Origin of the sequence: Clostridium sardiniense, assembly GCF_016907995.1 — a bacterium.
Classification (GTDB): domain Bacteria; phylum Bacillota; class Clostridia; order Clostridiales; family Clostridiaceae; genus Clostridium; species Clostridium sardiniense.
The window spans coordinates 131,401-150,984 of the sequence record NZ_JAFBDA010000009.1; the positions used below are offsets into that span (position 1 = coordinate 131,401).

Genomic DNA, 19,584 nt, shown 5'->3' on the forward strand with positions numbered 1-19,584 from the left:
AATTGTGAGTTACTTAGTATTGTAATATCATAAATTGCAATACTAGTAGATTTGTTATTTAATATAACTATTTGTTAGCTTATATACTAATTATATAACACTTTAATGAATTAACTGGGTATTTTTGAAGTATTAGTAAAATTTAGTGGATAAGTTTGTAATATAGTTTCTGGACTAGGAAGATATTCTACAGAGCACGTACACATTGTAGTTGAAAAAGAGAGATAATAATTATAGCCATATTAACTGAAAAGTAATTTTATTATATGTAATATTTAAAGCAATAAATTCATATAATAAAGTGAAGAACTATTTACTAGTAAAATTATTGAACAAACATAAAGAGCAGTTTTGGTTTTAATATTATTAAGACTAAAATTGCTTTTTATGTTTTAAGTAAGAATTTTAATTTATATAATTATCAATTAAATATCATTAGTATATTTCCTACCAATCCAATTATATCAATCAAATTATAACATTATATTCTTAGTAAGTAAAAAATAAGAATTTCTGTTCCTTTTATTACTTAGATGTTAAAATAATATTATATTTATTTCAAAGTATGAAAGGAAAATTATGTTTAAGTATAAATATGACGAATTGATTGAGCCATGCTTTAAAGCTATTAAAGAGCTAGGTGGATCAGCAACAAATGGAGAAATAAAAGAAAAATTAATTGAGATATTAAACTTATCTGAAGATGAAATAGATGATATTCATAGAAACAGTACAACTAAGTTAGATTATCGAAGTGCTTGGGCTAGGAATTACTTAAAGAATTCAGGTTACATAATAAATAGTTCTAGGGCAGTTTGGTCACTAACAGAGACAGGGAATTCGGTTAAGTATGTAGATAAGAATTCTGTTAAGATTATGGCTAAACAAGAACTTAATAAAAATGATAATACTGAAAAGAGTGAAGCTGTAATTAAAGAAAGTAATATTTTTTATGATGATGAATCTAATATAGATGATTTTAATTGGCAAAGCAAGATAATTGATGTTGTTAAAAAGATTTCACCTGAAAAATTTGAAAAACTGTGCCAAAGGATGCTTAGAGAATTAGGATTTAGCAACGTAGAGATCACTGGAAAAAGTCATGATGGTGGAATTGATGGCAAAGGAATATTAAAATTAGGTGGAGTGTTATCTTTTCATGTAGCATTTCAAGCAAAAAGATATGATGGAACTGTAAGTTCATCTGTAGTTAGAGATTTTAGAGGAGCTGTGGTAGGTAGAGCAGATAAAGGAATAATAATAACAACAGGTGTATTTTCAAGGGAAGCAATTAAAGAAGCAACAAGAGATGGCGGAACTCCTATAGATCTAATAGATGGAAATGATCTAGCGAAACATCTAAAAGAATTAGAATTAGGTGTTTCAGATAAAGTTGTAGAAAAAGTAATTATTAATGAAGAATGGTTTGAGAAAATTTAAATATTTTTATTTTTAAGAGGAGGGGTAATATGAGCAACTTTACTTTCTTAAAAGAAAGATGGCCAATACTTGAAAATTTGGGTAAATTAGCAGAAAGAAACCTTTATATAGATTCAAATACTACATTCATAAAGTGTGGTATGTTTGGTGAAATATTAGTTAAATACATGGTGTCTATGGAAGATGTTGATGAAACTTTAATAGCTCATGATAATAATCATAATAATAGAATCAAGTTACTTAAAAAAGAGGACTTAATTCCAGCTGACATTGATAATATTCTTCATATGTTAAGAATAAAGAGAAATAGTGCAGCTCACACTGGATATGAAGATGTTGAGAAAGCTAAGATTCAATTAGAGCTTACATATAAGTTAGCAACATGGTTTATGCAGACTTATGGTGATTGGAGCTTTGAACCTGAAGAATTTAAAATGCCTTCAGAAGATGGGTATGGAGAAAATATTAATGATATAACCAAAGAGTATGATGAAAAAGTAAAAGCTTTAGAATCAGAGCTTAATGAATTAAAAGCACAAGATAAAGATAGTAAGCAGTTAGAAGAACGTAAGATTCAAGGTAAGAAAGCTAGTAGAAAGATTGAATATAGTGAAGCTGAAACAAGAAGAATAATTGATGCTCAATTACAAAGTGCAGGATGGGAAGCTGATACTATTAATCTTAGATATTCAAAAGGTACAAGACCTACTAAAGGAAGAAATTTAGCAATTGCTGAATGGCCTACTTATTCAGAAGAAAAAGGTAATGGAAAAGTTGATTATGCCTTATTTATTGGCAAAAGATTAGTTGGTTTTATTGAAGCTAAGAAGTACTCAAAAGATGTAGGCGGTAATATGGTCGAATCTAAGACATATGCCAAAGGAGTTAAAGAAGACCATAAAGAATATGTTATTTCTAGGTGGAATAATTATGAAGTTCCATTTTTATTTTCTGCAAATGGTAGAAAATATATAAAAGAAATTGCAGATAAAAGTGGTGTTCACTTCTTAGACTGTAGAAGCTCTAGAAATAATACTAGGGTACTTCAAGGATGGTATTCACCAGAAAAACTTGAATCTATGCTTGAAGAAGATGTAGAGGATGCAAATAAGAGGCTTGATGAGTTAAGCTTTGAGTTTCTACAAAGTACTAATAGTGTAGGATTAAGATATTATCAGGTAGAGGCGATAAAGGCTGTTGAGAAAGCAATTATAGAAGGGAAAAAGACAGCATTAATAACTATGGCTACTGGGACAGGTAAAACTAGAACTGTTTTAGGATTAATATATAGATTACTTAAGACTAAGAGATATAGAAGAATCCTTTTCTTAGTTGATAGAACTTCACTAGGAGATCAAGCTTTAGATACATTTAAAGAAGTTAAGCTTGAAGATTTGAAAACTTTAAATCAAATTTATAATATCAATGGATTAGATGAAAAGCTTATAGATAAAGAAACTAAAATTCATATTGCAACTGTACAAGCTATGGTTAAAAGAATTATGTATAATGAAGATGAAATCAATGTACCTTCTGTTGGTGATTATGACTGTATCATAATAGACGAAGCTCATAGGGGATATACTCTCGATAAAGAAATGAATGATAATGAAGTTGATTGGAGAGATAATAGAGATTTCTTAGGTAAATATAAGAAAGTCATAGAATATTTTGATGCATTTAAAGTAGCACTTACAGCAACACCAGCACTTCAAACTACAATGATATTTGGAAAGCCAGTTTATAACTATAGCTATAGAGAAGCAGTTATAGATGGATACTTAGTAGATCATGAACCACCACATCTTATTGAAACAGAGCTTACAAGAGATGGGATTCACTTTAAAAAAGGTGATACAGTTGCAAAATATAATAAATATACAGGTGAGCTTATTAATGGTGCTGAAATTGATGATGATTTAGATTTTGAAATAGACCAATTCAATAAAAAAGTAATTGTAGAATCCCATACAAGAGCTGCATTAGAAGAAGTATCAAAATATATTGATCCTGAAAATGATGAAGGAAAAACATTGATATTTGCAGCAAATGATGCTCATGCTGATATGATAGTTAGATTATTAAAAGAAATCTATGCAGAATCAATGGGTGGAGTAGAGGATGAATCTATATTAAAGATAACAGGATCAATAAAGGATACAGATTTAGCAATTAAGAGGTTTAAAAATGAAAAATACCCTAATATAGCAGTTACTGTTGATTTATTATCTACAGGAATTGATGTGCCTAGAATTGATAAGATAGTATTTTTAAGAAGAGTAAAATCAAGAATACTTTATGAGCAAATGTTAGGTAGAGCAACTCGTCTTTGTGATACAATAGGTAAGACTCATTTCGAGATATTTGACTGTGTAAGACTTTATGAAGCACTTAAAGATATGACTAATATGAAGCCTGTTGTAGCAAATGCAAATACAGCATTTAAGATTCTTAAGGAAAGTTTAGAAAGAACTGATGATATTGATGAAAAGAAGGAAACTATCAGAAAAGTAATAGCTAAACTTCAAAGAAAGAAAAAGCTATTAAAAGAAGACGAGAAATTAGTTTTTAAAAGTCTTTGCAATAATAAAACTCCTGAAGAGTTTATAAAAGAACTTAAAGAAATAGATGTAGACAAGGCAGTAGTTGAGATTATTAATAACGATCCACTAATTAAATACTTAGATGAAAAATCTCAAAATGAAGAAGTTATAATATTAACAGATAAAAAAGATAAAGTTGTATCTCATACAAGGGGATATGGAAAAGGGAAAAGGCCTGAAGACTATTTAGAAGAGTTCCAGAATTATATAGATGAAAATAAAAATCTTATTCCTGCACTAGAAGTTGTTTGCACAAGGCCACAGGAATTAACTAAGGAATCATTAAGACAACTTAGAGCAATACTAGATAAAAATGGATTTAGTGAAGAATACTTAAAAACTGCATGGAAAGATTTAAAGAATGAAGAGATAGTTGCAGATATTATTGCATTTATAAGACAGCAGGCCCTTGGTAGCCCATTAGAGTCAAATGAAGAAAGAGTAAAAAGAGCTGTAGCTAAAGTGAAGAGAGAATACTATTTAACAAAGCCAGAAGAAAACTGGATGAATAGAATAGAAAAGGTAATGTTAAAGGAAGTAGTTATAGATAAAGAAACTTTTGATACTGGAAGCTTTAAAGCTCAAGGTGGAGGATTCACAAGACTTAACACAATATTTAATGGAAAATTAGAAGAAATAATAACTAAAGTAAAAAAATATATGTTTGAAAATGAGGAGATTAGCTAAAAATGAATACACAAGAAATAGTAAGTAAACTTTGGAACCTTTGTAATGTATTAAGAGATGATGGAATAACATATCATCAATATGTAACAGAATTAACTTATATTTTATTTTTAAAGATGGCAAAAGAAACAGGATCAGAAGATAAGTTACCAGAAGGTTATAGATGGGATGATTTAAAGGCTAAGAGTGGAATTGAACTTAAAACTTTTTATAAAGAACTATTAAACTACTTAGGTGAAGAAACTACAGGAATAGTACAACAAATATATCAAGGTTCATCAACAAATATAGAAGAGCCTAAGAACTTAGAAAAAATTATTACAACTATAGATGGATTAGATTGGTACTCTGCAAAAGAAGAGGGACTAGGAAATCTATATGAAGGACTTTTAGAAAAGAATGCATCTGAAAAGAAATCAGGAGCAGGACAATACTTTACACCTAGAGTTCTAATTGACATAATGGTTAAATTAATTGACCCACAGCCAGGTGAGAAATGTAATGATCCAGCAGCAGGAACATTTGGATTTATGATTTCAGCAGACCACTATATGAAAGAAAAATATGATAACTACTGGGACGTAAATACAGATGATATTACAAGCTTACAAGAATTCCAAAGAACAGAAGCTTTTTCAGGATGCGAATTAGTTCATGAAACACATAGGTTGGCACTTATGAATGCTATGCTTCATGATATAGAAGGAAATATCATATTAGGGGATACACTAACTAATGTAGGAAAGCAAATTAAAGACCTAGACGTAGTACTTTCAAACCCTCCATTTGGTACTAAAAAAGGAGGGGAAAGAGCTACAAGAGATGACTTAACATTTATGACATCAAATAAGCAATTAAACTTCCTTCAACATATATATAGAAGTTTAAAGAATGATGGAAAAGCTAGAGCAGCAGTAGTATTACCTGATAATGTTTTATTCCAAGAAGGTGATGGAACAAATATAAGAGAAGACTTAATGGAGAAATGTAATCTACATACAATATTAAGGCTTCCAACAGGCATATTCTATGCTCAAGGAGTTAAGACAAATGTATTATTCTTTACAAGAGGAATTGAGGATAAAGGTAATACAAAGGATGTATGGTTCTATGATTTAAGAACTAATATGAAAAATTTTAATAAGTCAAATCCATTAAAAGAATCACATTTTGATGAGTTTATAAAAGCATATACAGCTGAGAATAGAGAAAAAGTTGAGGATGAAAGATGGACTAAGTTTACTAGAGAAGAAATAAGAGAAAAGAATGATAACTTAGACTTAGGACTTATAAAAGATGAATCTATATTAGATTATGAAGATCTACCAGATCCAATTGAAAGTGCTGAAGAAGCAGTAGCGAAGTTAGAAGAAGCAACTGATTTACTTATGAGTGTTATTAAAGAATTAAAGGCTCTTGAAAGTGAGGAATAGTAATGGCTAAAAAGAAAGTGACATTAGAAGAAAAGTTAGAAGATTCTATTGTTAAAGATGTTTCTTATGAAGTACCTGATAATTGGGTGAATGTAAAACTTAACAGTATAGTAAAGTTTGAAAAAGGAAAAAAACCTAAACTTCTTATAGAGAAATTTGAGGATAATGCGATTCCATATGTAACGATTAAGTATTTTCAAACTAAAGAGGCGGATCAATACACATTTGAAACAGAAACAAATAGATTATGTGATGAAGATGATATATTAATTGTATGGGATGGTGCAAGAGCAGGATTGATCGGAACTGGAGTGCAAGGAGCGCTAGGATCAACATTATGTAAGATAAAGTTTAATTGTATGAATAAAAAATTCATGTACTATTACTTTGTTAGTAAGTATAATTTAATTAATGCTAATACAAAGGGAACAGGAATACCACATGTTGACTCAACATACTTAGAGAAATTAACATTAGGAATACCACCATTAAAAGAGCAACAAAGAATAGTTGATAAGATAGAAAGTCTTTTTGAAAAGTTGGATAAGGCGAAGGAATTAATTGAAGAAGCTAGAGATGGATTTGAAAAGAGAAAATCAGCTATATTGGAGAAGGCTTTTAGAGGGAAATTGACTGAAAAATGGAGAAAAACTAATATAATTTCAGAAAATAGAATTTTAGCTGAAATTAATAAGTTCTATTGTAATAGATTAAGTAAAAGAGATATGGAAATACTATGCGATTTTCAATCTAAAATAGATGAATATGAGATGATTAAAGATTCAAAGTGGGTAAAGTGTTGTATAGGAGCTATTGGAAAAGTTAGCAATGGAAGTACTCCTTCTAGGAAAAATGAAGCTTTTTGGAATGGAACAATACCTTGGGTAAGTTCTGGAGAGGTTAGAAATAACAGGATTAAATATACTAAAGAATATATAACTGAGGATGGATTTAATAATTCTTCAGTAAAATTATTAAGTAAGGGCTCTGTATTAATCGCTATGATAGGAGAGGGTAAGACAAGAGGACAAAGTTCTATATTAGATATAGAATCTACCACAAATCAAAATATAGCAGCAATTGACCTAAGTCATGAAAATATTTTATCAGAATTTTTATGGTATTGGTTACAATATAATTATAAAAAGAATAGAGATAGTGGAAATGGAACTGGTCCAAAGGCGCTTAATTGTCAAAAAGTTAGGGAGTTAGATTTTATATTACCACCAAAGAACGAACAAAAAGAAATAGTAAGAATTTTAGATAAGATTTTAGGAGAAGAATCTAAAATAGAAGAGCTTACACAATTGGAAACCCAAATTGAATTAATAAAAAAATCAATATTAGCAAAGGCTTTTAGAAGTGAACTTGGTACTAATAATTCAGAAGAAATTAGTGCTATAGAACTGTTGAATAATATTTTAGACAGTAACTTAAATAGGTAAATTTATTCATAGAGATAAGTACTTATTAAATGTGGAGGTCGTATAATGAAACTTAAACAACTATTTATTAGTAGTTATAAAAATTTGGGGAGTTTAGAGATAGAATTTGAAAAAAATTCGTCAGTAAATGTCTTTATAGGTAAAAATGGTGCTGGAAAATCCAATATTCTTGAAGTGATAGCGCTTATATTTTCTAGGTTAAATGAGAGGAAAGAAATAAATGAGTTTCAGTTTGATATTCAGTATTTTATTGATGATAGTATATATAGAATTGAAAATTTAACCACAGAAAAGATGGTTATAACAAGAAATGGAATTAAATTATCGAAAAAGGATTTTATAAAAGCACTACCTAAAGCTATTTTTTTATATTATTGTGGAGAAACAGATAGGTTAAAAAAGATATCATCTAGTTATGAAGATATTATGTTTAACAAATTAATAAAAAACGGTGACGAATTTAGAATGAAATTTTTATCATATATTACTGTTAAGGATTTTGGAATAGCTTTAATTTCTAATGCTGTGTATAAAACTCAAGCATTAAAAGAGGTATGTAATCTTACAGAAATTACAGATGTATCTTTTAATGTTAAATTTAAATTTAAAAGACCAAGTTGGAGTAAAAACGGAGCTGTTGATGATTTTTGGAATGCAAAAGGATCTGTAAAGAGTGCAATACAGGAACTAATTGATGTTTCACCTTTAAATAATATTAAGGTAATAGACAGAGATAATGTTGAAATAGTAGTGTCAGATATAAATAAGTTAGCTGATAGAATGCATGATGCCACAACAATGTTTATTATGTTTAAAATGTTGATGCAGTCAGATATATTAGATGATGTTTATTATGAGGTGAAAAAAAATGGAAGGACTTTTGATTATCATTATTTAAGTGAGGGAGAAAAGCAGCTTTCTCAATTGTTATCTATAATTGAATTGACTAAGGAGTATAAAGCATTATTTTTATTAGATGAATTTGATGCATATTTACATCCTAATTGGCAAAGAAAGTTTACAAGTCTTTTAAATAATGTTGATATTAGAGGACAAATATTGATTACTACCCATTCTCCACTAACATTAGGAAAGATGAGAAAGGAAAATGTTAGGCTGATTAGCAATGGAGAAATACATGATATAACAGTAGATCCGTTTAATAGGGACTCATCCCAAATAATGGAAGAGATTATGAAGGTAACTGGAAGGCCAATTGAAGTAAAGAGAGAAATTAAAGAATTTAATAAAGCCTCTCTTAGAGGAGAAAAAGATAAAATGCTTAGCATACAGAAAAAGTTAGAAATTTTATTAACACCAGATGATCCATTTTTTATAACTATAAATGCTGCTTTAAGAAGACTGGAGGACAGATAAATATGAAATATATATCAAAAGGAAATATGCCTCAGTGTCTCCAGAAATATATAAAAAAAATGGAAAAGATTTTAATAAGTTTAAAAATGATTATGAAGCTAGGAACAAGTTAAAAGATGTATTATTAATTGAGCAAGGTCATATTTGTTGTTATTGCGGACAAGCTATTAAACTTGAGAAATGTGTATTGGAACATATAAAACCAAAAGAACATTATCCAGAATTAGCGTTAGATTATACTAATTTAGTTTGCTCATGTTGCGGTGGACAAACTAATAGACAAAAAAATAAAAATTATCCTGTATACTGTGATGCTAAAAAAGGAAAAGAGGAGATAGATATATTACCAACAGATAAAGACTGCGAGAATAGATTTATGTTTGATGATCAAGGAAATATATTTGCTGCACGAGAAGGCGATACAGAAGCTGAGAATACAATCGATATTTTAGGGTTAAATACTCCTACGTTGGTGAATAAAAGAAGAGCTGCTATTGATGCATATAGATATTTAGATAGTCGAAATTTAGATTGGGAGCAAGAGATTGAAAAATTAATAAAAAGAGATATCAAGGGGTATTTTTAAGAGTTCTATTTTGTATTAATTTATTACATTAAAAATTATAGATTGTGTGAAATACGCGATAAATGCTTACAAAATGCATAATAAATCAATAAGAATTAATAGAAGCCTGAGCAATTAATTTAGCTAAGGCTTTTTTAGTTGTTGTCTTTAAAAATTAAATTAATAATATATCAAGTTAATATTAATAAAAAGTAAGTTTCATTATAGAAATTTTGAAGGAATATGAAAGGTAGGTTCATTTTTTATGTTTGCTATATGCACTGTAACGAGTAAATATTGAGAAGGTAATTTCCAAAAGTATTGTATTCTTTTAAATAATAATAAAAAGAAAAGAAGTAAAACATCTATTCATAGTAATAAGAAAATGCGTAAAATTTTAATTCTATGATTCTATTTTAAGAGGAGAAGATGATGGTATATAAAGTGATTATAACACACAAAATAAAAAATCTGAGAGTTTATAATGAAATTTATTAAGCACTAAATCAAATAAGTAAGGTAAAACAACAAAATTTATACTCACAAGGAAATGAGCATATAACTCATATATTAAAAGAAATCTTAAGCAGCAATAAGAAATAGATTGAAATGAAAAGTCTTAGTTATTGAATTAGCTAAGACTTTTCACATCTCAAATAGTAGTTTCATATAAATTATCGAGGAAAATTAATTTGCATTTATATATATTGAAAAATGTTATAAAAAATCTAACAAATAATTTCATTATAGTAAATAATTATTGGCTATAATTTATAATATAATAGATATGATAATTTTTAAGTTATACACAAATTTATGATATACTTAGTTTTAATAATAATAATTTGGATATAATAGTGGATAAGTTTAAAAAAAGGAGATTTATATGAAGATAGGATTAGTGCTATCAGGGGGAGGGGGCAAAGGTGCCTACGAGCTTGGTGTATGGAAAGCATTAAAAGAATTAGGATTAGATAAATATATAGATGTTTTTGCAGGTACTTCAATAGGTGCATTTAATGCAGTCTTATTTGCTCAAGATGATATAAATGCTGCTGAAGCTTTATGGGATGAAGTTACTATGGATAAGCTTGTTCCTATAAGCAAATTTCAACTGCTAAAAAGAGGAATAGAACTTGCAATAGGATCACATCATTTAAACTTAGCTAAGAAATATATGGTTCAAAAGCTAGAAGAGGGTGGAGTTCCAAAAGATGGTGCAAGAGAAATAATAGAGGATTATTTAAATATAGGAAAAGTAAAGGAAAGAGGTAAGATATGCTACGCTGCATGTACGGAGTTACCTGATTTTACAGCAAAGTATTTTAGAATAAATGACTATGATGATATAACAGCTAAAGAGATGATAGTTGCATCTGCATCTCTTCCAATGATATATGATTGTACAGAAGTTTTAGGTGGCAAATATATTGATGGAGGTGTTGCAGATAATACTCCAATACAGCCTGTATATGGAGAAAATTGCGATATTATAATAGTTGTATTGTTATCAAAGGAGGAAAGAGTTGATAAGACTCTTTATCCAAATACTAAGATATTAGAATTAGTTCCTAGAAATTTAAATGAAAGTACTCTTAAGGGAACTCTTAATTTAGATATGGCAGCTAAGAGAATGAGAATAAAAGAAGGATATAATGATACTATAAGTCTTTTAGAACCAGCTATAATAATGGCAAAATTAATGCATGAAAGAGAAGAGCGAGAAAATCATCCAAAACTTTTTAGATTTTATAATTGGATAAAGGAAATTACTTAAAGAATAAATTAAAAGGATATCTGAATGGGCATCCTTTTAATTTATTATATTTTATTAATTATATAAAGACTATCTTTAAATTACTATTCACCTACATATTCTAAAATACTACCAGGTTATCAATTTAATATTTTAGATAATGGGTCTAATGTATCTTAAAAAATAATAATAAAATACTCTTTTATAATGAATATTCGTATAGTTGATATAACAGATGAATCATATAATAGACTAAAAAAGAGGAAAATAAATTTATAAAGTAGTATAATACATAATAACTAAAATAAGGCTATATAGTGGAGGAGTAGTTAATGGCAGTATTTTTTTATGAAACAGATATAGGAACTATAGGGATAGAAGAAAAAAATGGGTTTATATCAAATGTTTATTTTGGGAAAGATGACATTGAAGATAATATAGAATTTAAAGAGACAAAGCTTCTAAAAGAAGCATCAATTCAGCTTAATAAATATATAAGTGGTGAGCTTAAAGGATTTAACCTACCATTATCACCAAAAGGTACAGAATTTATGAACGAAGTATGGAATGGATTATGTGAAATTCCGTATGGGGATGTACTTACATACAAAGAGATGGGAGAGCAGATAGGTAGACCAAAAGCAGCAAGAGCAATAGGCCTTGCTTGTAATAGAAATCCAATACCAATATTTATACCTTGTCATAGAATAGTTGGGAGTAATGGAAAGCTTACTGGATATTTAGGTGGAATTGATACAAAAGAAAAATTACTTAATATAGAGAGAAATAATAAATAAGTGATTATAATAAAAAAAGAAACTTAAAAAGGATTGTTTAATTGTAATGTTAAACAATCCTTTTTAGATATTAGGAAGAGTAGAAATTAGTTCGCTTCTAGCATTTACTCTAACAAGATAAGCAAGTATTGTTGGAATATAGCTCATTGCTATTCGTCTATAAGGATCTTGATGCTCTGGGTCTTGTTCAGATTTTTCCTCATATCTTTTAAATGCTGAGTAAGCAAATATAAAGTTAACCATTAAACCGAGGGTTTCTCCAACATTTATATAAGGAGTGGCATCAAGCCCAGAATCTATACCGTTAAGTGCACTAAGTACTATTTCTTTACCAATAAGAGAGGCTTTAAGATAATAAAAGGATGACATAACAGATAAACAAGTACCAAATAGTTCAATATTAACTATCTCTAAATCTATTCTAAGGAAATATTGCCTACGTTCTTCATCTTCAGGATTACCGCTTTCATCACCAAGATTTGCATTGAATGTATAAGGGCTAAAGAAATTATCCATATTAAAATTATTAATATCCATTTAACACCTCATAGAGTGTAATTTAAATAAGAATTTTACAATTATTATTTAAGTATAATTTATATAAAAGCTTCATCATCAGTATTTGTTCTATCAATTTCAGCAAGCGCAATAACTCTTTCTTTATTTGCTATTACACTTAGAAAATATGCATTAGCCAATCTTTTATAAGGGTCAAGGGACTCATCGGAACCTTCTAAAGCCTTTTCATGTATTCTTCTTATAGCAACTATCCAAAGAATAATAAGTCCTTCTAAAATTAATTCTTCACCTATAAGTAGAAGGCGTGAAGGTCTAATTCTACGACCAGGAGATATTGGGATATTTGGATTAAGTATATTTTCTTTATCTTCATTAGCTGCAATTATAAAATAAGAATATCCTACAATTAAAAGTATTGATCCAAGTATCTCCATATCCGCAAGTTCTAAGCCTAGATTTGCAAGATATTCTTCCAGTTCAGGTGGAAGCCTTGTATTTTCTTCTTCATTATTCATCAAAAAAAACACCTCAATAGAAACAAGGTTTTAATTTAATATATGAGATGTAGATTTTATTGGTACTTATTATGATGATAATGGTAGAAATGGAGAATAGATGGGGAATGATTAGATAATATAGAGATTTAAAATAAATAAAAAATTAAATGAGAGGGTGAATAAATCTCATCCTCTCATTTGTAGTATTTAAATTTTAAATATATAGCTAAACGTTGGGTTAAGGTACCATATTTCCAGCAACTTTATAAATTTTATACCATTCTTCTCTAGTTAATGGAATTTCAGATCCTCTGCAAGCATCTATAATACGACTTGGTTTAGTAGTACCTAAAATAACTTGAATATTAGCAGGATGACGTGTAATCCAAGCAGTAGCTATTGCTGTACTTGTAACTCCATATTTTTCAGCAAGTTCATTAATAGTTTGATTAAGCTCTGGGAATTTCTCCATATCACCAAGGAATACTCCGTCAAAGAATCCATGTTGGAATGGTGACCAAGCTTGAAGAGTTATATCCTTTAGACGACAATATTCTAGAACACTACCATCACGGTCGAAGGATTGATTAATATCCATATTTACTGCAATACCTGAATCAATAATGTTAGTATGTGCTGCTCCAAATTGTAATTGATTTATTATAAGTTTTTCATCAGTATACTTTTGTAATAATTCAATTTGAGCTGGATTATGGTTTGATACACCAAAGTGTTTAACCTTTCCACTTTCTTTAAGTTTTGAAAATGCTTCTGCAACTTTTTCAGGTTCAACTAAAGTATCAGGACGATGAAGAAGTAGAATATCTAAATAATCAGTTTTAAGTCTACTTAATATACCATCAACTGAATTTAATATATAATCCTTTGAAAGGTCATAATAGTTTCCTTTTGTATTAATACCACATTTACTTTGAAGAATCATTTTTTCTCTAATATCGGAATTCATTTTAATTGCAGTAGAGAACATTTCCTCACATTCTCCGCCACCATATATATCTGCATGGTCAAAGAAGTTAATTCCTTCATCCATAGCAGTACGTATTAATTTTTCAGCTCCATCTAAAGATAGCTCATTAATACGCATATTACCCATAATTATATTTGATGATTTTAATTCTGTATTTGAAATGTTTAAATATTTCATTTTAATACCCCTCCCATATCACATAGTCTAATTTAATAATAAACCTTAAAGTGAGCTTTAGGTCAAGTAAAAGTTTTCAAAATTATAAAAAAGTAATAAAGTAAGCTCTGAAAAATATACTAATGAATAAAAAAGAAAAGGTGATTCAAAGTTATGAATCACCTTTTTTATATTTCTCTCAGAACAATTTGTTGAATTGCCATTAATGGAGGCCACACGTCATCAGGAGGTAAAGTATACTGAACATATCCTGGACTAAGGTTCTTAACCTTTAGCTCATAAGTCCTAAAATTGATAAGTAATAATGGATTACCAAGATTATCTTTTCCAATAACGCTACATAATATTCCTTCATCTTTATAATACTTTACTACTGCATCTAATAAATCATTCATGTTATAGTAAACATTAGTAAATTCTAATACTACTTTTCTATTAAACATAAAAATTCCCCCCTTTTATAAAATAATTTCATAAACTGATATAATTATATCTTTAATATTTGGAATCCTAATAAATAAATTGTAAATATTAAGGGAGACAATAAAAAGCACGATATAATAAAATTTGAGTTATATATAATATCTTATCATATTTTTTTAATAAAAGTACTCACTTGAAATAATTAACAAGAACATGACGTTTTTTAATCATTATATGTTATCATTACAAATTTGATTAATAGCAATAGATTGGGGAAGATAAATTTATATAAAATAAAAATCATATATAGAATTAAAGATATATGAAATACATAATGTATAAAATAAAAGCAATATGCAGAATTAGAACAATGCATATTGCTTTTGTTTTTAATAATATAGTGTGATTTTTAGATCCTATAATTTATATAAGGTTTTGCCTTCTTTAATAGTTTCAAGAATCTTTATATTTTTAATTTCCATAGGGTCAACTTTAAGTGGATTATTGTCTAAAATAATTAAATCAGCTAACTTGCCATCTTTAAGAGATCCTTTTTTATATTCTTCAGAGTATTGGTAGGCTGCATTTATCGTTACAGCTTTTAGAGCAGCAAGGGGAGATATTCTTTGATCTTCTCCAATTATAACTCCATTTTTGCTTACTCTATTTACAGCACACCAAACAGTCTCAAGCATATTTGGCATAATAACTGGACTATCTTGATGGAATGTATATAAAACTCCATCTTCTAGAGCAGTTTTTGCAGGGCTTATATTAAATGCCCTTTCTTCTCCAAAGTTTTTAATGTGGACATCTCCCCAGTAATAAGTATGTGCAACAAAGAAAGATGGTATCATATTAATGTCTTTAAGAGAGGCAATCTGATTTTTCCTTAATAATTGTGCATGAATCATAACTGGTTTAATTTCCTTAGAATTAGGATTTTTGCTTAAGACTGACTTAAATGAAGTTATAAGTTGATTTGCAGCAGCATCACCATTACAGTGAGAAAGTAATTGAATATTATAGTCTAAAGAAGTTTTAATAAAATCTTTAATTTCATTATCTTGATAAACTGGATAACCACAATAATCTTTATATCCATTTAGATAAGGTTTTGTCATCCAAGCAGTTCTTCCTTGAGGAGAACCATCTAAGAAGATTTTAAATCCACCAATTTTAAATCTATTAACATAGTTTTTAACATATTGTTTATTATCATCAACTATATGTTTACAATTTTTTAAATCAACATATCCAACTACATCTATATCTAGGTCTTCATTGTCAGATATATTCTTAAGTAAAGCAAATGATTCATCTTTAACAAGTCCATCTTGAGCTGTTGTAATACCATAGCTTAAATAAATGTTTTGAGTTTTTTTTAGTAATTTAATTAGATTGTTTAAAGAGGGAGCTGGGATTTTAGATGATGCATTTACAAAGGCAGTTTCTTCTACATAACCATTAGGTTCATTTGATGTACCTACACGTCCAATCTTTCCACCTTCAGGATTTTTAGTAGCTTTTGATATTCCTATTTCTTTAAGGGCGGTAGAGTTTAAAACACCCATATGACCTGATATATGAGTTATAACTATAGGATTTGTAGTAGATACTTTATCTAATATTTCTTTAGTTGGGTTTATCTTTTCTTTTAGTGAATTATTATCATATCCAAATCCTATAATCCAATCGGTATCATTTAAATTATTTTCTTCCTTATAATTTTTTAGTATAGTAACTAAATCTTCAAAGCTTTTTGAATTACTTAAATGTACCAAAGAAAGAGTGTTTGCAACAGCAGTTATATGACTGTGAGAATCAATAAATGATGGCATAAGTGTTTTGCCATTTAAATCTATTAAGTCTGTATTATCATTTTTAAATTTAAGAACCTCATCTTTTGTACCAACTTTTTTTATAATTCCATCCTTTATAAAAATAGCATCAGCATATAGACTATCTTCCATAGTTAATATATCACCATTAAAAAAAATCTTTTCTACCATAAATAAACCTCCCTTAGTTTTCAATGTATATTATAAATATACTATAAGATTAACTAATAAGGGAGGTTTTATATGGTAAATATTTAAAATATTTATAATTAATGTAATAAGTTATAAATATTATTAGATTGTTATACTAATTGTTATAAATTTCTTCGTTTAATGAATAATTGTTATAAACTTCTTCATCTAATGAATTTTCAGATTTTGCAACATATATAGCGGCAGCAGAGTCACCAACAACATTAAGTGATGTTACAAGCATTTCAACTGGTCTATTAATTGCAAGGATAAGTGAATAAGCAAGAAGTGCAGCATCATTTTGATATCCCATTCCAGTTAAAACAGTAAATAATATTATTGCACCAGCACCAGGGGCAGCAGGTGTACCAATTGATGATATTAATGCAAGAATTGATATTATTGTTAAGCTCATCGGAGTTACTTCATACCCAGCACTTGAAGCTATAAATGTTGCAGCAATTACTTGCATTATTGCAGTTCCGTTCATGTTTATAGTCATTCCAAGAGGTAGAGTAAATGAAGCTATATCTTTATCGACACCAAGTTCTTCAACTGTAGTTTTAGTGTTTAGTGGAAGAGTTGAAGCTGATGATGAAGTTGAGAATCCAAATAAAGCAACCTTTGCAATTTTTCTTACGAATATAAATGGATTAAGTCTTGATGATAAGAATATAAATAATGCATATCCAAATACTAAGAAAATTAAAAGTGCAACAGTTGTTGTACCAACATAAGCAAGTGCAGGTCTTAAGTGATCAATACCGTATATCGCAAAAGTTCTTGTGATAAGTACAAATATTGCAATTGGACCAAACTTAGTTATTATAAATGTTAAAAATACTGTGATTATTTTATTTATTTCTTCTAATATTTTCTTTAAAATCTTAATTTCATCACCAAGTTTATTAATACAAAGTCCTGTAGAAACTGCTAAAAATACAACAGCTAGTATCTTACCATTTTCAGAGAATACTGATGTTATATTATTTGGTACAGCTTGTACTAACACAAGTAATGGATTATTACCTGTATTACCAGCTTGAGCTGAAACTCCATCTATGCTTACATTAAAAAATCCTAGTTTATGTGCAGTAAGTGCAAAAATACCTGCAAGGATTAAAGCAAATACAGAAGTTATTAAAAATGCCATTATAGTTTTATATGATATACGTCCAAGCTTCTTAGTATCAGTTATATGACACATTGCAAGAGCTATTGAAGTAAATACCATAGGTACTATAACAAGTTGAAGTGAATTTACGAATAATTGACCAATTATATAGAATATACCTAAAGAATTTTTACCTTCAGGTGTTGTTATATCTTGAAATAAAATTTGATTTATCTTAGTCCATAAATCAGCATTAGAATTGCTAATTAGATATTCTCTAAGAAGCATAAAGGCACCACCTAGTAGTAGACCTAAGATAAGTGCAATTCCCATTTGTATTGCAAGTTTGTTTTGATTGTTTTTAAGTGATTTAATTTTCATAATGTCCTCCTAAGTAAATAAGTTTTATAGGACACCATAAAAAACCTTAACACCAATTAAGATGCTAAGGTAAAATACTATAGTATAATGACTATTATGTATATGCCTTATTAGTCTCTCAGGACTATCTTAAAGGTATCCCACGGTTATAAATATAATAACAATGAGAAGGTCTGTCAATACAAAATATCAAAAAATAAATATTAAATTATCTGATTGTTAAAAATAGCTAATTATAATTTAAAAGTTATAATTATATTAAAAACAAAGGGGACTTATGCTGCTAATTATAGCTTGAGGACATACCTCTTTAAACTTATCAAATAATTCTAATGAAGGGTCTATAACTTCTATTTCTTCATTATCATATTTAAAAGAAATATAATTACAATCAAAATCAAATCTGATATCTCCAGGAGATTCATTCATTGAATCATATGTATAATTTTTCATAAAATCTATAATTAATTGTCTATTTTTATTTAACTTACAAAGTTCAAGAATATATTTTTCATCAATTATAAACTTATTTTCCACCTCAGCAACAAAATCACTTAGTCTTTCTAGTGGACGTATTATTGTATTACCATTCTCATCAGCCACTTCGTATCCATCAAGGGTATCTTTTGCAAAGAAGTTTTCAGTTCTACTCATAAGAACAGCTTCATGCTTACTATCAGTGTATTCAGTGTATTCAATCTTAATTTTTGAGGATTTCCAATTAAATAATTCTTCCACGCTCTTTTCTTTATCGTACATAAGTTTATCTAATTTTTTCTCTTCAAAATAAGGAACTCCTTTTTCAATAGATAATTTATATTCAGTAAGCTCTTTAATGAGTTCATCAATTTTTTTAATCTTAAGTTCTTTATTCAAAGTATATACCTCCTCATCCTATTTAACCATATTATAACATTAATTATAGAAAAATTCTCCGTGGTATATATTTACAAATTAGAAGATATAATATATACTATCATTAAACGATATATCATTTAATGATATAAGGAGGGAATATGGCTAGAAAGAAAGCATTAGAAGAGGATATATTAACAGATTCAACTTATTATATTTTATTAACTTTAGTAAGACCAATGCATGGATACGGGATAATGCAAGAGATTAAGGAGCTATCAAATAATAAGATAGATATAGGACCTGCAAGTCTATATACTATTTTAAAGAAACTGCAAGATGGGGAATTAATAAAATTACTAGATGATAATGAAGATAGAAGAAAAACTTATATACTAACAGATAAGGGAAAAGAATTAATTAAAAAGGATATTGAAAGAAGAAAGCTTATGGTTTCCTATGGAGAAAAAGCTTTAAAAATTTTAGAAGGGTGA

At 28.3% G+C, this 19,584-nt stretch carries 16 protein-coding genes; 9 read left to right on the top strand and 7 right to left on the bottom strand.

Features of this window, described 5'->3' with window-relative positions:
- Positions 1 to 579: 579 nt before the first annotated feature.
- The 8 genes from JOC62_RS09625 (at position 580) to JOC62_RS09660 (ending at position 12,103) form a co-directional block, all read left to right on the top strand.
- Entirely contained in the window at positions 580 to 1,440 is an 861-nt protein-coding gene (locus JOC62_RS09625; RefSeq protein ID WP_204595052.1) for a restriction endonuclease, read from the top strand.
- A gap of 29 nt (positions 1,441 to 1,469) precedes the next feature.
- On the top strand, positions 1,470 to 4,730 hold the full coding sequence (gene hsdR / locus JOC62_RS09630) for a type I restriction-modification system endonuclease (RefSeq protein ID WP_204595053.1): 3,261 nt from the start codon (positions 1,470 to 1,472) through the stop codon (positions 4,728 to 4,730).
- Positions 4,731 to 4,732: 2 nt separating this feature from the next.
- Positions 4,733 to 6,163 carry a class I SAM-dependent DNA methyltransferase gene (locus JOC62_RS09635; protein ID WP_204595054.1) on the top strand — a complete coding sequence of 477 codons (1,431 nt, stop codon included), beginning with the start codon at positions 4,733 to 4,735 and terminating at the stop codon, positions 6,161 to 6,163.
- A 2-nt stretch (positions 6,164 to 6,165) separates the two neighbouring features.
- The gene (locus JOC62_RS09640) at positions 6,166 to 7,608 is read left to right on the top strand and encodes a restriction endonuclease subunit S (protein ID WP_204595055.1); all 1,443 of its coding nucleotides are present in this window, start codon (positions 6,166 to 6,168) and stop codon (positions 7,606 to 7,608) included.
- Between the two features lie 45 nt (positions 7,609 to 7,653).
- Positions 7,654 to 8,985, top strand: a complete 1,332-nt coding sequence (locus JOC62_RS09645; protein WP_204595056.1) for an AAA family ATPase — start codon at positions 7,654 to 7,656, stop codon at positions 8,983 to 8,985.
- Between the two features lie 34 nt (positions 8,986 to 9,019).
- Positions 9,020 to 9,571 (top strand): retron system putative HNH endonuclease, encoded by a 552-nt coding sequence (locus JOC62_RS09650; protein ID WP_204595057.1) that lies wholly within the window; start codon positions 9,020 to 9,022, stop codon positions 9,569 to 9,571.
- Positions 9,572 to 10,436: 865 nt separating this feature from the next.
- Positions 10,437 to 11,327, top strand: coding sequence for a patatin-like phospholipase family protein (locus JOC62_RS09655; protein WP_204595058.1), 891 nt, complete (start codon positions 10,437 to 10,439; stop codon positions 11,325 to 11,327).
- A 311-nt stretch (positions 11,328 to 11,638) separates the two neighbouring features.
- On the top strand, positions 11,639 to 12,103 hold the full coding sequence (locus JOC62_RS09660) for a methylated-DNA--[protein]-cysteine S-methyltransferase (RefSeq protein WP_204595059.1): 465 nt from the start codon (positions 11,639 to 11,641) through the stop codon (positions 12,101 to 12,103).
- A 63-nt stretch (positions 12,104 to 12,166) separates the two neighbouring features.
- Here JOC62_RS09660 and JOC62_RS09665 read toward each other — a convergent pair whose 3' ends face one another.
- From JOC62_RS09665 to JOC62_RS09695, 7 genes are all read right to left on the bottom strand, one after another.
- On the bottom strand, positions 12,167 to 12,640 hold the full coding sequence (locus JOC62_RS09665) for a hypothetical protein (RefSeq protein ID WP_204595060.1): 474 nt from the start codon (positions 12,638 to 12,640) through the stop codon (positions 12,167 to 12,169).
- 59 nt (positions 12,641 to 12,699) lie between these two features.
- Positions 12,700 to 13,137: a hypothetical protein gene (locus JOC62_RS09670; RefSeq protein WP_204595061.1), complete on the bottom strand. Its 438-nt coding sequence runs from the start codon at positions 13,135 to 13,137 to the stop codon at positions 12,700 to 12,702.
- 220 nt (positions 13,138 to 13,357) lie between these two features.
- A complete protein-coding gene (locus tag JOC62_RS09675; RefSeq protein WP_204595062.1) occupies positions 13,358 to 14,284 on the bottom strand; it encodes an aldo/keto reductase in 927 nt (308 codons plus the stop codon).
- Positions 14,285 to 14,451: 167 nt separating this feature from the next.
- Entirely contained in the window at positions 14,452 to 14,727 is a 276-nt protein-coding gene (locus tag JOC62_RS09680; protein WP_204595063.1) for a hypothetical protein, read from the bottom strand.
- Between the two features lie 396 nt (positions 14,728 to 15,123).
- Positions 15,124 to 16,719: an amidohydrolase gene (locus tag JOC62_RS09685; protein ID WP_204595064.1), complete on the bottom strand. Its 1,596-nt coding sequence runs from the start codon at positions 16,717 to 16,719 to the stop codon at positions 15,124 to 15,126.
- Between the two features lie 136 nt (positions 16,720 to 16,855).
- Complete coding sequence (locus JOC62_RS09690) at positions 16,856 to 18,235, bottom strand: dicarboxylate/amino acid:cation symporter (protein ID WP_243425043.1); 1,380 nt, start codon at positions 18,233 to 18,235, stop codon at positions 16,856 to 16,858.
- A 258-nt stretch (positions 18,236 to 18,493) separates the two neighbouring features.
- Positions 18,494 to 19,111 carry a hypothetical protein gene (locus JOC62_RS09695; protein ID WP_204595065.1) on the bottom strand — a complete coding sequence of 206 codons (618 nt, stop codon included), beginning with the start codon at positions 19,109 to 19,111 and terminating at the stop codon, positions 18,494 to 18,496.
- 140 nt (positions 19,112 to 19,251) lie between these two features.
- Between JOC62_RS09695 and JOC62_RS09700 the strand changes: the two genes are divergently transcribed.
- The gene (locus JOC62_RS09700; protein WP_204595066.1) at positions 19,252 to 19,584 is read left to right on the top strand and encodes a PadR family transcriptional regulator; all 333 of its coding nucleotides are present in this window, start codon (positions 19,252 to 19,254) and stop codon (positions 19,582 to 19,584) included.

Coding starts and splice junctions, on each gene's coding strand:
- JOC62_RS09625 (WP_204595052.1), top strand. CDS start 580: ATGTTTAAGTATAAATATGACGAATTGATTGAGCCATGCTTTAAAGCT.
- hsdR (WP_204595053.1), top strand. CDS start 1,470: ATGAGCAACTTTACTTTCTTAAAAGAAAGATGGCCAATACTTGAAAAT.
- JOC62_RS09635 (WP_204595054.1), top strand. CDS start 4,733: ATGAATACACAAGAAATAGTAAGTAAACTTTGGAACCTTTGTAATGTA.
- JOC62_RS09640 (WP_204595055.1), top strand. CDS start 6,166: ATGGCTAAAAAGAAAGTGACATTAGAAGAAAAGTTAGAAGATTCTATT.
- JOC62_RS09645 (WP_204595056.1), top strand. CDS start 7,654: ATGAAACTTAAACAACTATTTATTAGTAGTTATAAAAATTTGGGGAGT.
- JOC62_RS09655 (WP_204595058.1), top strand. CDS start 10,437: ATGAAGATAGGATTAGTGCTATCAGGGGGAGGGGGCAAAGGTGCCTAC.
- JOC62_RS09660 (WP_204595059.1), top strand. CDS start 11,639: ATGGCAGTATTTTTTTATGAAACAGATATAGGAACTATAGGGATAGAA.
- JOC62_RS09665 (WP_204595060.1), bottom strand. CDS start 12,640: ATGGATATTAATAATTTTAATATGGATAATTTCTTTAGCCCTTATACA.
- JOC62_RS09670 (WP_204595061.1), bottom strand. CDS start 13,137: ATGAATAATGAAGAAGAAAATACAAGGCTTCCACCTGAACTGGAAGAA.
- JOC62_RS09675 (WP_204595062.1), bottom strand. CDS start 14,284: ATGAAATATTTAAACATTTCAAATACAGAATTAAAATCATCAAATATA.
- JOC62_RS09680 (WP_204595063.1), bottom strand. CDS start 14,727: ATGTTTAATAGAAAAGTAGTATTAGAATTTACTAATGTTTACTATAAC.
- JOC62_RS09685 (WP_204595064.1), bottom strand. CDS start 16,719: ATGGTAGAAAAGATTTTTTTTAATGGTGATATATTAACTATGGAAGAT.
- JOC62_RS09690 (WP_243425043.1), bottom strand. CDS start 18,235: ATGAAAATTAAATCACTTAAAAACAATCAAAACAAACTTGCAATACAA.
- JOC62_RS09700 (WP_204595066.1), top strand. CDS start 19,252: ATGGCTAGAAAGAAAGCATTAGAAGAGGATATATTAACAGATTCAACT.